We start from the raw sequence: 13,224 nt of genomic DNA, 5'->3' as shown, positions 1-13,224 counted from the left end.
GCGGACGCACCGTGTTGGTTGAGGCCCTACTTGACCGGCGGCAGAGTCCGCTCGTTCGGATCCGCGCCCGCGGGCGGGAGCGCGCCGTTGTTGGGCACGTCCGGTCGTGGTGCGTTGCCCGATCCACGAATCTGCTGGTCCTGCGGGGCATTCTGGCAGTATCCCGCCCACCTTGGCAGGCTGCCCTCGGTCGCTGCGTCCGGCCGGACCTTCTTAGTGGCGTAGTCGCAGAACGCCCTCGGCCAGATATCGACGACCGTGTAGAACTCACCATCGTGCGCGGGCACCCCAATCGCGGAGGCTCCGATCACGAGCGACGGGAACAGTGCCCGCAGCGCCGGCGCGCGCAGCTGCGCGGCCCTGGTGATGGCGGCGAAGTTGGTGGCCAGACTCGTCATCGGGTCCGCAGTCCGGTCCAGTACCGCACCGAGGTCGCGCATCTGGCCGGGGGCCTGCTCCAGGATCTTCTGGAGCTCGGCATTCGCGTCATTGAACTGGTTGAACAACACACTCGAATTACGGGTCAGCGTACCCAGGTCCGGTTGCGCAAGCGCCGTGGTACCGGAAATAACCTGCAAATTCTTGAGCAGGTTGGTGGTCTGCGGGAGCAGATCGTCCAGGCCCTTGGTGGCGATGCTGACCGCGTTGATCAGCGAGCGCAGCTGGTCCGGGCCGCCGGACAGCGCGGTGTCCAGCTCGGTCAGGATGACGCTGAACTTGTCCGGATCCACCTGCGCGATCAGGGCGCTGGCATTGTCGAGCACCGACCACACCGGGGTGGGCGTCTTGACCTTGGCCGGATCGAACTGCACCAGCGAACCATTATGCAGGAAGGGGCCGCTCTCGGTATTCGGGCGGAAGTCGATGTACTGCTCGCCCGCGCCGGAGAGCGCGCCGACCGCGACCACAGTGTCCGCTGGGATGGAGTACTTCTTGTCGATCTCGGCGGTGGCCGCGATGGCCGCGCCGTTGTCGATCAGCTTGATGTCGTTGACCTTGCCGACCCGGAAGCCGCGCAGGGTCACGTCATTGCCTGCCTGCAACCCGCCGGAACGATCCAGATTGACCGTCACCGTGTAGGTTTCGCGCAACGGGTTCACCCGCATCACGCTGATCGCCAGGTAGGACGCGCCCACCAGCAGGATCAGTACCAGCGCGGCATTGGATACCAGGTTCTTGTGTCGCGATACCCAGTTCATCGGTGTCCCCCGTTGATCCGGCCGTAGATGATCTGCAGGACCTGGATCAGGCTGCCACCGAAATCGTTGAGGTCCTTCAGGTCCGGGAACTTGCTGTTGGCCGGGTCGGTGAGCAGGCCCACATCGAGCATGGTGAGGACACCCGCGACCGCCAAGGTATCTCCCTTGAACGAGGCGTCCACTTTGGGCCGGATGTCGTGTAGAGCGTCCAGCGCCGGGCCTAGCGTCTGATCGGTCCGGGCCAGAGCCGACATCAGTTGGTTCAGGTTGTCGAGCAGGCTGCCCAGCGAATCCGAGGTGGTGTTGGCGTAATCGCCCAGGGCCGCACTGGTCGTCGAGATCTTGTTGAGCAGATCGCCGATGGCCTGGTTGTTCTCGGCGATGGCGCCGATCATGCCGGGCAGGCTGTCGGCCACCTGGCCGAGCTGCTGGTGGTTGGCCTCGATGGTGTTGGCCAGCGCGCTGAAGCCGGACAGCACATTGTCGACGCGCGCGCTGTTCTTGTTGAGACTGGCCATCACACTGGTCATCTGGGTCAGCACATGGCCGAGCTGTTCGCCGCGGCCGCCGACGATGGAGTCCATCTCGGAGGTCAGCTTGGACAGGCTGGCGATGCCGCCGCCGTTGAACAGCAACGAGACCGAGATCAGCAGCTCTTCGACGGTGGCGCCGGCCGAGGTGTTCTCGATCCGGGCGCCGTCCTTCAGCATCTCCGCGCCGGGCTGGGTCTTCGGCTTGGACACCGCCACGAAGACGTCGCCGAGCGGGGTGGCCTGCCGCAGTTCCGCCGTGCTGCCCTGGGGCAATTCGATGTCCTTGCGGATGGCCAGGTCCACATTGGCCTTGAAGTCCTTCGTGGTGATCTTGGTGACCACCCCGACGTCGGAACCACCGATCTTGACCTTGGCCTGATCCGGAAGGTTCAGGGCATTGTCGAAGGCCGCGTGAATCGTGTAGGTATCGCTGCCCGGACCGGGTTTGGGCAACGGCAGGCTCTCCACCGTGATACCGCAGCCCGACGCCACCACGGCCGTCGCGGTGACCGCGACCGCCACGATCGCGCGCCGCGCCCGGTAGCCGGTGCGCTCACCCCGGAGGGCCGACATTCGATTGCTCATTTGGTCATCCCCAGCGCCGCCGCCATCAGACCGAAGTCGGGTCCGAAATCCTCCATCTTGCCCGTCCGGCAGCCGTCCGCCTTCATCTGCACACGCTCGCAGAACAGGCTGACGATCTCACCCGAGAGCGCGGTGCCGATCAGGCCGTGCAGGCGAAGGAAGTTGTCCCGCCGGTTGACCGAGCGGTCCAGGTTCTGCATGAGCAGCGGCGTCACATCGACCACCTCGGTCACGCCGGCCGCGTTGTCGCGCAGCTGCTTGGTGACCGCGGTGAGCCCGGTGAGGGTGCCGTTGAGCTGATCGGAGTACTGCGAGAACGCGCCACTGGTGTTGGCCAGGAAGCCGTTCAGCTGATCGAGGGTGGCCTGCAGGCCGGGGGCCTGTTCGGACAGCAGCCCGGTCATCTGGGTGATCTTGTTGCTGAACCCGCGCACCGAATCGTCGTTCTCGGCGAGCATGGTGGTCAGCTCGTTCAGCTTGATGATGATGGTGGAGATGGCGTCCTTGTTGTCCAGGCCTGTCTTCAACGCCCCGGACAGCGAGTTGAGCACATCGCGCATCTTCTCGCCGTTGCCGTTCATCATCGGGTAGAGCACCCGGCCCGAGAGCGGGCCGATGCCGTCCTGTCCCTCTTGGGGTTTCAGCGCGGCGGCGAACGAGTCGATGGTCTTGATCATGGTGTCCAGCTCGACCGGGGTCTTGGTCTGCTGGGTGGTCAGGTGCGCGCCGTCGCGCAGCTTGTCACCGCCGGTGTAGCGCGGGGTGAGCTCGATGTGCCGGTCGGTCACGATGGACGGCGAAACCAGCGCGGCCTGAACGTTCTTCGGGATGTCGACGCCCTTGTCCACGGTCATGTGGACCTCGACGTACTGGCCCTTGGGCACGATCTTGTCGACCCGGCCCACCTCGAGGCCGAGCACGGTGATCGGGTTGCCCTCGAACATGCCCGCGATATTGAGGAAGTCGGCGGTGAAGTGCTGGGTCTGGCCAGCGGCGTCCTTCACTCCGAGCGGAACCAGCGAGCACGAGCCGACGGCGGCGGCCGCCACACCGATCATGGCCGCCTGGGCGATTCGTTTCAGCATCATTGGTGGCACCCCTCGTTCACCTGCGCGAAGCACAACCAGTTGTCCGGGAACAGCCAGGGCAGCGCGACCTCGCCGTAGTTGCCGTTACCGAAGGCATTGTTGAACTGCCGGATGGCCGGCGGCATGATCGACAGCAGCCGGTCCAGGTTGTCCTTGTTCTTCTGCAGACCCTCGGCCATGGTGTTGAGCTGCGTCAGCGTCGGACCGAACCGGTTGTCGTTCTGCGCGCCGATCTGCTGCAACTGCTTGCTGAGCGTGGCGATATTGTCCAGCAGGCTCTTGAGCAGGCCCTGCCGCTCCATCACCCGGTTGGCGATGGCCTCGCCCTGGGTGATGACCAGCAGCACGCTGTTGCGGTTGTCGCCGAGGATCTTGGTGACCTTGTCCAGGTCCTTGAGCAGCTGGTCGACCTGGTCCTTGCGGTTGTTCATGGTCTTGGCCAGCGCGCCGATGGCGTCGAGGGCCTGCACCGTCATCTGGGGGGTGTCGCCCATCTGCTGATTGATCAGATTGAGCGAGTCCGCCAGCTTCTTGGTGTCGAGCTCCTCGAACTTCGGCGTGCCCTCCTGGACCACGTCGGCCAGGTTGTAGGGAACCACGGTGTTGGACTTGGGGATCCGGTTGCCCTTCAGGCCCTTGCCGTCACCCGGGACGAGGTCGACGTAGCGCGCGCCCAGCAGGGTCGCCATCTTGATCGACGCCTTGGCGTCCTGGCCGAGCTTCACATCGTCGTTGACGCTCAGGGTGATCAGCACGTGGTCGCCCTCGAGCTCGGCGGCCGAGACGGTGCCGACCGGGACGCCGGAGACGTCCACCTTGTCACCGACCTTGATGCCGGCGGTCTGCACGAACTCCGCCTTGACGCTCTTGGTGCCGATGCCGACCGACTTGTAGATGGAGGAGCCCATCAGCAAGCCGACGATCACCGCGGCGCCGAGCACGCCGAGCCAGAAATTGCGGTTGGAATTGAAGCGGGACTTGAGTTTCGACATCATGGCCGGCACACCGCCGAGTGGGAGTTGCCGCCGATCTGCGAGAACAGACCGCGCGGGAAGAGGACACCGTACAGCGACACGTCGAGGCTGCAGAGATAGGCATTGGCGTAGGCGCCGTTCTGGGTGAACTTGCCGACGTCGGAGAGGATGCCGGGCAGATCCACCGCGGCCTGGTCCAGCTTGGAACCGTTGGCCAGCAGCAGCGCGAGCGCGTCGTTGCTGGAGGCCTGCGCCGCCACCAGCTTGGGCTGGATCTTGCCGAACATGTCGACCAGACCCAGTGTGGCGTCGGCGATCTGGACCGTGGACGCCTGCAGCGACTGGCCCTGGGCGTACAGGCCGCCGATCAGGGCGCGGGTCTGGGTGACCAGCGTCTCCAGTTCGTCGCCGCGCTTGGCCAGGCCGGACATGACGCTGGACAGGTTGGTGATCACGTCGGAGAGGATCCCGTCGCGGCGTTCGAAGTCCGAGGCCACCGCGGCGGCCTGGGTGATGAACGCGCTCAGCGACACATTGTCGCCCTGCAACGCCAGGATGAAGGTGTTGGACAGGTTGTTCACCTGCTCCGGCTGCAGCACCTGGAACAGCGGCTGGAAACCGTTGAGCAGACCCGAGACGTCGAAGGACGGCTCGGTGCGCTCGATCGGGATCACGCCATTGTTCTTCAGCGCCACATGATCACCGGTCTTGGGCTTGCCCGCGACCGGCGGGGTCAGCGCGACATACCGCTGACCGATCAGGTTCTGGTAGCGGACCAGCGCCTTGGTGTCGCCGAACAGCGTCTGATCACGCTGCACGATGAAGGTCACCTTGGCCTGGTTCTTGCTGTCCAGTTCGATCTTGTTCACCTTGCCGACGCGCACGCCCGCCATCCGGACGTCATCGCCCGGACGCAGACCCAGCACATCGGTGAAGGTCGCGGAGTAGGTGTTGGTGGAACCCTGCACCGTGCGGGCCAGCGTGTTCCAGATGACCGCGGTCACCAGGACGGACACGATCGCGAAGATGCCGAAGCCGATCAGCGGTTTGCGAATGCTCATCGGCCGGCCTCGCTCTGCGTCAGGTGCACGGTCGCATCCTTCAGAATCGGGCTCAGCAGCAGGTATTCCGCCGCGGTGGGACGCCGGCCGAGCATCGCGGTGATGGCGTCGTCACCGGCGAGGGAGATGTCCTTGCCGGTCGCCGGCGCGTCCGGCCGGCTCGCCGGAGCCGCGGGGACCAGGTTCGGGAACATGCCCTGCAACGGGGTGCCCGCGAGCGGGTCGTTGCCCGGCTTCGGAGCGTCGCCCGGCTGGGTCGAGGGCACACCGGTGACGGTGACGCCCGGGATCAGCGGGAAGCCCGGCGGCGGCGCGGTGATCGGCAGACCCGCCGCGGCGTCGATGGCCCTGGGCCGCATGGATTCCGGCAGCGTGCCCGGGTCCGAGGTGAGCGGCGCGGTACCACAGCTGGGCGCGGCCAGCTCGCCGTACCGCGGGCAGTCCTCGCGGGTGTAGGGCTTGTAGGGCGTGAACGTGATGCCCACGTTCCAGATCATCTGGTTCTGCGGACCCCAGTGGAAACTCGAACTCAGCTTGCGGATCGAGTCGTTGAGGTTCGCGATGGCCTGCGGAATCGCGTCCGGGTTGTCCGACAGCGCGCCGAACAGGGCGCTGGTGCCGGTGGTGACGTCCTTACCGACATTGGGGTTGCGGGCGAAGAGGCCGTTCACCTTGTCGATGGTGTTGGACGTCCCGGCCAGCAGCGCGGTCAGCTCGGCCCGGCGGTCGGAGATGGTCTGCGCGGTCTTGACCGAATCCTGCAGCACCCCCATCAGTTCCGGCGCGGACTGGTTGAGCGCGCGGAAGGAGGTGGAGAAGTCGTCGAGGAAGCCGCCCACATCCGGGACCGCCCCGCGCACCCCGGCGAGCCAGGTGTCGACGCGCTCGATGGTGGAGCCGGGCATCCGGCCGCTGCCGTCGAGGGCGTAGGACAGGGTGCCCAGCACCCGGCCCAGCTGCACCGGATCCAGCTTGCCGAGGATGTTGCGGACCGTGGTGAGGGTGTCCTGCAGGGCGATGGTGCCCTTGGAGGTGTCCTCCGCGATCTGCGAACCCTCTTTGATGTGCGCGGAATCGGTTCCGTTGTAGACCAGTTCGACCGAGGTGACGGCGAACAGGTTGGACGGCACCACACGCGCGGTGACATTGGCCGGGATGCCCGAGGTGTACTCGGGCTTCATCTCGATGTGCACCTGCTGCAGCTCGCCCTTGGCGGCCACCGACACATCCTTGACCGCGCCCACCAGCACACCGCGGAACTTCACGTCCGCGTTGGCCGGCAGGCCGTCACCGGTGGTGGTGAGATTCGCGGTGACATTGACCTTTTCGACGAAGTAGCCCTTGTACCGCGCCATCAGGAATCCCAGGATGACGGCCATGACGGTGAGGCCGCAGACTCCGGCGATGAGCAGCTGCCGCATCGTCGGTCCGCGCCCGCTCGGATCGATGATCATCGTGTGCGCCCCCTATCCCGAGATCCGGATACCGGGGTTGACCCCCCAGATCGCCAAGGTCATGAACAGGTCGGCGAAGACGACCGCGATGATGCAGTACTTGATCGCGCGACCAGCGGCCACACCCACGCCCTCCGGGCCGCCGGAGGCGAAATACCCGTAGTAGCACTGGATGAAGGTGGTGATCGCGACGAAGATGATCGCCTTCAGCAGTGAGTACAGCACATCGTGGGGGATCAGGAACTGATAGAAGTAGTGCTGGAAAGTGCCTGTCGCGGTACCGCCCACCAGGGACACGGTCAGCGAACAGGAGATGTAGGCCAGCGGCAGCGCCAGGCAGTACAGCGGCACGATGGCGATCATGGCCGCGATCATGCGAGTGCTGACCAGGTACGGAAGCGGCCGGATGGCAACCGATTCCAGCGCGTCGATCTCCTCGGAGATGCGCATGGCGCCCAGCTGCGCGGTGAACCGGCAGCCCGCCTGCGCCGCGAAAGCGACCGTGGCGAGCATGGGTCCGAGCTCACGCGTGGTGGCGAAGGCGGAGATGGCGCCGGTCAGCGGGCTCAACCCGAGCAGGTTCAGCGAGGTGTAGCCCTGGATGGCGACGGTCATACCGCCGAACGCCGACAGGATCAGCACCACGCCGATGGTGCCGCCACCGACCACGAGATTGCCGTTGCCCCAGGTGACGTCGGACAGCAGCCGCCACACCTCTTTGGGGTACTGCTTGAACGCCATCGGCATGGAGCCGATCGAGCGTAGGAAGAAGAAGACCTGGTGGCCGATGCGGGCCAGCCAGTCGCGCGGCCATCCGGCCGCGCCCTTGATCCGTTGGAACGGCCGCAGCAGCGGCGGTACGTAAGTAGCTGACACGGCTCAGACCATCGCTGGGGGGAAGAAGGAGTTGTACAGCTGCGTGATGATCAGATTGACGCCGAAGAGCATGACCGCCGACATGACCACGGCGGTGTTCACCGCGTTGGCGACACCGCCCGGGCCGCCCTTGGCATTGAGCCCGGAGTCGCAGGCGATGATCGCGGCGAGCAGGCCGAAGATGAGCGACTTCAGCAGGGCGGCAATCAGATCGGCCGTGACGGCGAAGGACGAGAAGGTGCCGATGTAGGAGCCCGGCGTGCCGTTCTGCGCGAAGATATTGAAGACGTAGCCGGTCAGGAAGCCGACGAAAACCACGAAGCCGCAGAGCAGTACGGAGACCAGCATGGCCGCGCCGAGGCGGGGGGCCACCAGCCGCCGCATGGGGTCGACGCCCATCACCTTCATGGCGTCGATCTCCTCGCGGATGGTCCGCGAGCCGAGGTCGGCGCAGATGGCCGAACCGACCGCGCCGGCGATCATGAGCGAGGTGACCAGCGGCGCGCCCTGCTGAATGATGCCCAGTCCGTTGGCCGCACCGATGAACGAGGTCGCACCGACCTGTCCGGCAACCGAACCCACCTGGATCGAGACGATGACGCCGATCGGAATGGCGACCAACAGGGTGGGAGCGGCGGCGACATTGGCCATGAAGGCGCACTGCCGGACGAACTCACCGTAGGGGAAACGTCGGCGGAAGATGGCCACGAAGAGCTCGGTGACCGCCGCGACACCCATCACCATCATGCGGCCGCCGGTTTCCAGCGACCGTTTCGGATGGTCCCGCCAGTACCCCTTGGCCCAATCCACTGCCGTATTCATCCGTGACGCCGGCGGTGGACTCCCCGGTCCCCCCGGGATCGTGGTCGACTGCACTGACTACCCCTCTCGACGCCGGAGTTACCCGCCTCCGGCGACTGTTTGCTTGACGCACCCTACTACGGAGTTAGGAAAAACACACCACCGATTGTGGTTCCGATCATAGAGCCGGATCACATTCACGCTATGGCTGTGAACAGCCACATCAGAGTTGGTTTTCATGCAAAAGAACCTGGCAGATATCTAGAACTTGTTCTAGTTTTCGACTAACTGCCGGAAGATGTGAACACCTATCGGTATCAATTTGTAGGACCAAATTTATCGGAATTCGATAGCCATTGTGCATTGGGCCGATATCCCCATCCAACTAGGTAAGTGCCGCGAAGCCCAGCAGGACACGGCTCGGCAACACAAGGCGGTACAACCGCCAACCGGGCCCGAATACTGACAGGATGTGTAACCGCAGGTTGCGATTCGTGCGGCTTCCGACACCTGGAGGGACATGATCAACAAACTGGCCGGGGCGACCGGCGTGTTCGCCGTCGCTATCGGCACCGTGCTCACCGGCGCCGGAGCCGCTCACGCCGATGGAGGCGCCGTCATCGGCGGCGGCTCCGGGATCATCATCGACGATCAATACGAATGCACCGTCACCACGATCGGTTACGACGGAGCAGGTCGCCTGGTCGGCCTCACCGCCGGTCACTGTGGCGACGCGGGCTCCAAGGTCTGGGCCGAGAAGGACCGGGCCGCAGGGCAGATCGGCCAGTTCGTGTACTCCAACCACGATCTGGACTACGCCGTCATCCAGTTCGATCCGAACCGGGTCATCCCGGTCAACCGGATCGGCGGCGTCACCATCACCGGCATGGGCGGCCCGGCGACCTTCCCCGCCATCGTCTGCAAGGAGGGCCGGACCACCGGCAACACCTGCGGCGTGGCGTGGGGCGACGTCTTCGACACCAATGTCGAGACCTGGAGCCAGATGTGCGTCGTCGAGGGCGATTCCGGCGCGCCGGTCGTCGTCGGCACCACCCTGGTCGGCATGGTCAACGCCTACCTGGCGGTGGCCTGCTTCGGCCCGGAGGTCGGCACCAACATGAGCGCGATCATGGATGACGTCAACGGACGGGGCGGCGTCGGCGCGGGCTACCGGCCCGTCTGACCCGGCCCTCGGTCATCCGAGCCGAGAAATGCCGAAAGCGGCGGTGATTCGAGAATCACCGCCGCTTTCCGTCGTACCGGTCCCGGAGCGTTCCGGCCCGGTCCTAGAGCGTGTTGACGCAGACGACGAAGTTGCGATCGTCGTAGACGTAGCCCTGATCGCCGTCCGGGCAGTCGTCGACGCTGGTGCTGTGCTGCACGATCGACACCACCTTGACGCCCTCGGTGGCCGTCTTGCTGGTGCACGGGATGCGGTGCGCGGTGTCGCCGCCGACCTCCATGCAGTCGCCCACCACCCAGTCGATGGTCAGGCAGAGCGCGCCGGTCTCGGAACCGTTGAGGGTCTCGTAGTAGACCTGGTCGGAGTCCTTGCCGCACTGGGCATTCTTCGGAGCCTTGCCGGTCACCTTGTAATTGGAGTCCTGGCTGCCGCACACCGCCTTGTCGATGGTGGCGTTCTCGGTGGTGCCGCCCAGCTTCACGCAGTCGCCGATCGAGGCGTGGAAGTCGGTCTTGCCACCGCGATCCGCGCGCGGCGTGGTGGTGGGCGCACCGGGCTTACCGGGCTTGGTGGGGGTGTTCCCCGGGGTCTTGGTCGTGGTCGGGAGCACGATATCGCCGGGGGCGGCCGTCGGATGGCCGGTGACGGTGCTCCCACAGCCGGCGAGCAGCAGGGCGGCGACGGCGGAGATCGCGGGCACGACGATCCGGACGGAAAGCTGCTGACGCAACACGGGCGAGTCCTATATTTCGAAACAAACAGGTTTGAGTTGTGCGCCCATGAGTACACCACGGGCACCCAGAAGATCGAATCAAGGCCGCGAACCATTTCATCCGGGCACCCGTATAGGAAGCCATGAGCGCCGACATCCTGGAGCGGTACGTCACCTGGCGGCGGGCCCGCGACGGCGATCCCTTCCGGGTGCGCATGCCCACGCTCGGTTCGGTGCTCTTCACCGGCACCGCCGCGGGTGCGCGGGAACTGTTCCGCGCGCCCACGGATCTGCTGGAACCGCCGCTGCCCAATCCGATCGAGCCGATGGTCGGCGCGGCCTCGCTCATCCTGGCCCGCGCCGAGCGGCACCGGCGCGAGCGCGCCCTGCTCGCGCCCGCCTTCCACCGCAATCGAATCAGCGCCTACGGCAACGCCATTCGCGACGCCACCCGCGCCGAACTGGACGGCGAACGCACCGGGGCGCCGTGGCGGCCGGGCACCCGCGTCGACGCCCGCGCGGCGGCCCGGGCGCTCACGCTGCGGGTGATCCTGGCGGCCGTGTTCGGCATCGACGAGCCCGCACGGCGCGCCGAGTACACCGCCGCCACCACCGCCTTCCTGGAATCCTTCGGCAGCACGCTGTTCCTGGTTCCCGGCTTGCGGCGCCACATGTTCGGGCTGACCGGCTGGGAGCGGTTCGCCGCCGCGCGGGACCGGATCGACGAACTCATCGACGCCGAGGTGACGCGGCGGCGCGCGCACGGCGGCGGCGGCACGGATCTGCTGGCACTGCTGCTGGATACGCGCTACGAGGACGGCGACGCCATCACCGACGCCGACCTGCGCGAGCAGTTGCGCACGCTGCTGGTCGCCGGGCACGAAACCACCGCCACCGCACTGGTGTGGGCGCTGTACCGGCTGCACCGGGAACCGGACACGCTGGCCCGGCTGCGCGCCGAATTGTCCGCTGCCGGAACCGATCCCGATCCGGCCGAGCTGATGAAGCTGCCCTACCTGGACGCGGTCTGCCAGGAGACGCTGCGGCTGCATCCACCGGTGCCGATCGTATTGCGCAGGCTCACCGGCGATTTCACGCTGCTCGGCAAGCCGCTGGTGGCGGGGGACACCATGGGGGTGTCGGTGCACCTGCTGCACACCGATCCCGCGGTGTGGCCGGAACCGCGGCGTTTTCGGCCCGAACGGTTCCTCGAGCGCAAATACGGCCCGTTCGAATACGCGCCGTTCGGGGGCGGTCACCGGCGCTGTATCGGCGCCACCCTGGCCGATTACGAGCTGCGCATCGTGCTGGCAACCGTGCTGAGCGGGGTCCGGATGCGGCTCTCACCACGGTTCGCGCGCGGGGGTGCGCCGATGTCGGTGCCGCACACCATCACGGTCGGACCGCGGCGCGCCATCACGTTCGACATCGTCGAGTCGTGAAGCGACGTCGGTGATCTCGATCACAAGTAGGTTTTGGGAAGCGATCACTCCGAAAGCGGCCGTACCGGTGTCACTTTCGGTGAATCGCCGCCGCCATCGGCGCATACACGCCCACCGAGGAACCGACCCACAGTGTTGTGATCGGGCACACACCTAGCAGTCGGTACGGATAACTAGCAGAACGCGGTTGGCGCACTCGAAAGATCGCTGTAGTAATGGACGCGGGGTTGGGACTACTGCGGGTGAAGTGCGCCCGCGTTCTGCGTGAAGAACAAAGATCTGAGAGGACCAAGCTGTGCGCCATACCCGGTATCGAAAGACGGGACTGATCGCCCTTGCCGCCATCGCGGCAACCGGAGCAGTGGTGGCAGCACCCGCCTCAGCGACTCCGCTATGGCCGGGCGGTCCGGACGTTCCGGGCACCCCCTCCGCGGTCATGCCGCAGCCCGAGCCGGGCTCGCTGCCGACCGACCCGAACGCCAAGGCGCCGATTCCGCCCGCCAACTTCGCGGCCCCGAACGTCAGCCCCGGCGACGGTGACGTGGTCGGCGTGGCCATGCCGATCATCATCAACTTCAAGGACCCGGTCGGCGACCACACCGCCGCCGAGAAGTCGATCCGCATCACCTCCACCAACAAGGTGAACGGCCACTTCTACTGGATGGGCGACAAGCAGGTCCGCTGGCGGCCCGAGAACTTCTGGCCCTCCGGCTCCAAGGTGACCGTGCAGGCCGGCGGCACCGACGTGGCCTACACGGTCGGCGACGAGTTCATCACCACCGCCGACGACACCACCCACATGATCACCGTGACCCGCAATGGCGAGGTCGTGAAGACCATGCCGACCTCCATGGGTAAGAAGGGTCACGAGACCCCGAACGGGACCTACATCGTCAGCGAGAAGAACCGCAAGATGATCATGGACTCGTCCACCTACGGCGTGCCGACCACCGCGGCCGAGGGCTACAAGCTCGAGGTCGAATACGCGACCCGCATGTCCAACAGCGGCATCTTCGTGCATGCCGCCCCGTGGAGCGTGGCGCAGCAGGGCGTCTCCAACGCCTCGCACGGCTGCCTGAACGTCTCCACCGAGGACGCCAAGTGGTTCCAGGAGAACGTGCAGAAGGGCGACCCGGTCATCGTGCAGAACACCGCCGGCGGCACCCTGAACACGGGCGACGGCTGGGGCGATTGGAACTGATGCGGCACTGAGCCGCCAACTCGCAGCGAGGGTCCCGCTCGATCGGAGCGGGACCCTCGCTTGTTTTCTGTTGGCTAACCGTTCATTCGGTTTTGGTCTCGAAACATCTTGGGCG

Annotated in this window: 12 protein-coding genes; 3 read left to right on the top strand and 9 right to left on the bottom strand. The window is 65.9% G+C overall.

Translation table 11 applies throughout. The features are described 5' to 3' along the window. Positions 1-26: 26 nt before the first annotated feature. Genes ACWEOI_RS05635 through ACWEOI_RS05600 form a run of 8 tightly spaced genes read right to left on the bottom strand, consistent with a single transcriptional unit; the run spans position 27 to position 8,592 of the window. Positions 27-1,199 (bottom strand): MlaD family protein, encoded by a 1,173-nt coding sequence (locus ACWEOI_RS05635; protein ID WP_452359026.1) that lies wholly within the window; start codon positions 1,197-1,199, stop codon positions 27-29. Next, complete coding sequence (locus ACWEOI_RS05630; protein ID WP_452359025.1) at positions 1,196-2,317, bottom strand: MCE family protein; 1,122 nt, start codon at positions 2,315-2,317, stop codon at positions 1,196-1,198. Before ACWEOI_RS05630 ends, ACWEOI_RS05635 begins: the two co-directional genes overlap by 4 nt. Continuing rightward, entirely contained in the window at positions 2,314-3,405 is a 1,092-nt protein-coding gene (locus tag ACWEOI_RS05625; protein ID WP_452359024.1) for an MCE family protein, read from the bottom strand. Before ACWEOI_RS05625 ends, ACWEOI_RS05630 begins: the two co-directional genes overlap by 4 nt. Further along, positions 3,402-4,397, bottom strand: coding sequence for an MCE family protein (locus ACWEOI_RS05620; protein ID WP_452359199.1), 996 nt, complete (start codon positions 4,395-4,397; stop codon positions 3,402-3,404). Before ACWEOI_RS05620 ends, ACWEOI_RS05625 begins: the two co-directional genes overlap by 4 nt. Next, positions 4,397-5,440 (bottom strand): MCE family protein, encoded by a 1,044-nt coding sequence (locus ACWEOI_RS05615; protein ID WP_433669477.1) that lies wholly within the window; start codon positions 5,438-5,440, stop codon positions 4,397-4,399. Before ACWEOI_RS05615 ends, ACWEOI_RS05620 begins: the two co-directional genes overlap by 1 nt. After that, a complete protein-coding gene (locus ACWEOI_RS05610) occupies positions 5,437-6,894 on the bottom strand; it encodes an MCE family protein (protein WP_433669478.1) in 1,458 nt (485 codons plus the stop codon). Before ACWEOI_RS05610 ends, ACWEOI_RS05615 begins: the two co-directional genes overlap by 4 nt. A gap of 12 nt (positions 6,895-6,906) precedes the next feature. Then, positions 6,907-7,770 carry an ABC transporter permease gene (locus ACWEOI_RS05605; RefSeq protein ID WP_433669480.1) on the bottom strand — a complete coding sequence of 288 codons (864 nt, stop codon included), beginning with the start codon at positions 7,768-7,770 and terminating at the stop codon, positions 6,907-6,909. A gap of 3 nt (positions 7,771-7,773) precedes the next feature. Then, positions 7,774-8,592: an MlaE family ABC transporter permease gene (locus ACWEOI_RS05600; protein ID WP_357088587.1), complete on the bottom strand. Its 819-nt coding sequence runs from the start codon at positions 8,590-8,592 to the stop codon at positions 7,774-7,776. A gap of 499 nt (positions 8,593-9,091) precedes the next feature. Between ACWEOI_RS05600 and ACWEOI_RS05595 the strand changes: the two genes are divergently transcribed. Beyond that, positions 9,092-9,754 carry a serine protease gene (locus ACWEOI_RS05595; protein WP_433669482.1) on the top strand — a complete coding sequence of 221 codons (663 nt, stop codon included), beginning with the start codon at positions 9,092-9,094 and terminating at the stop codon, positions 9,752-9,754. A 103-nt stretch (positions 9,755-9,857) separates the two neighbouring features. Here the strand turns inward: ACWEOI_RS05595 and lppU are convergent, their stop codons facing one another. Continuing rightward, complete coding sequence (gene lppU, locus ACWEOI_RS05590) at positions 9,858-10,484, bottom strand: LppU family putative lipoprotein (RefSeq protein ID WP_433594799.1); 627 nt, start codon at positions 10,482-10,484, stop codon at positions 9,858-9,860. Between the two features lie 125 nt (positions 10,485-10,609). Between lppU and ACWEOI_RS05585 the strand changes: the two genes are divergently transcribed. Together ACWEOI_RS05585 and ACWEOI_RS05580 are read left to right on the top strand one after the other, a co-directional pair. Beyond that, complete coding sequence (locus ACWEOI_RS05585) at positions 10,610-11,908, top strand: cytochrome P450 (RefSeq protein WP_452359023.1); 1,299 nt, start codon at positions 10,610-10,612, stop codon at positions 11,906-11,908. Positions 11,909-12,203: 295 nt separating this feature from the next. Then, positions 12,204-13,109 carry an Ig-like domain-containing protein gene (locus tag ACWEOI_RS05580; protein ID WP_452359022.1) on the top strand — a complete coding sequence of 302 codons (906 nt, stop codon included), beginning with the start codon at positions 12,204-12,206 and terminating at the stop codon, positions 13,107-13,109. Positions 13,110-13,224 lie beyond the last annotated feature (115 nt).

The organism is Nocardia sp. NPDC004340 (assembly GCF_053602575.1).
This window is presented reverse-complemented; position numbering and strand designations above follow the sequence as displayed.

What these genes read in the sequence shown, in the direction of transcription:
- ACWEOI_RS05585 (WP_452359023.1), top strand. Translation starts at nt 10,610, where the DNA reads ATGAGCGCCGACATCCTGGAGCGGTACGTCACCTGGCGGCGGGCCCGC.
- ACWEOI_RS05610 (WP_433669478.1), bottom strand. Translation starts at nt 6,894, where the DNA reads ATGATCATCGATCCGAGCGGGCGCGGACCGACGATGCGGCAGCTGCTC.
- ACWEOI_RS05595 (WP_433669482.1), top strand. Translation starts at nt 9,092, where the DNA reads ATGATCAACAAACTGGCCGGGGCGACCGGCGTGTTCGCCGTCGCTATC.
- ACWEOI_RS05600 (WP_357088587.1), bottom strand. Translation starts at nt 8,592, where the DNA reads ATGAATACGGCAGTGGATTGGGCCAAGGGGTACTGGCGGGACCATCCG.
- ACWEOI_RS05625 (WP_452359024.1), bottom strand. Translation starts at nt 3,405, where the DNA reads ATGATGCTGAAACGAATCGCCCAGGCGGCCATGATCGGTGTGGCGGCC.
- ACWEOI_RS05635 (WP_452359026.1), bottom strand. Translation starts at nt 1,199, where the DNA reads ATGAACTGGGTATCGCGACACAAGAACCTGGTATCCAATGCCGCGCTG.
- ACWEOI_RS05630 (WP_452359025.1), bottom strand. Translation starts at nt 2,317, where the DNA reads ATGAGCAATCGAATGTCGGCCCTCCGGGGTGAGCGCACCGGCTACCGG.
- ACWEOI_RS05620 (WP_452359199.1), bottom strand. Translation starts at nt 4,397, where the DNA reads ATGTCGAAACTCAAGTCCCGCTTCAATTCCAACCGCAATTTCTGGCTC.
- ACWEOI_RS05615 (WP_433669477.1), bottom strand. Translation starts at nt 5,440, where the DNA reads ATGAGCATTCGCAAACCGCTGATCGGCTTCGGCATCTTCGCGATCGTG.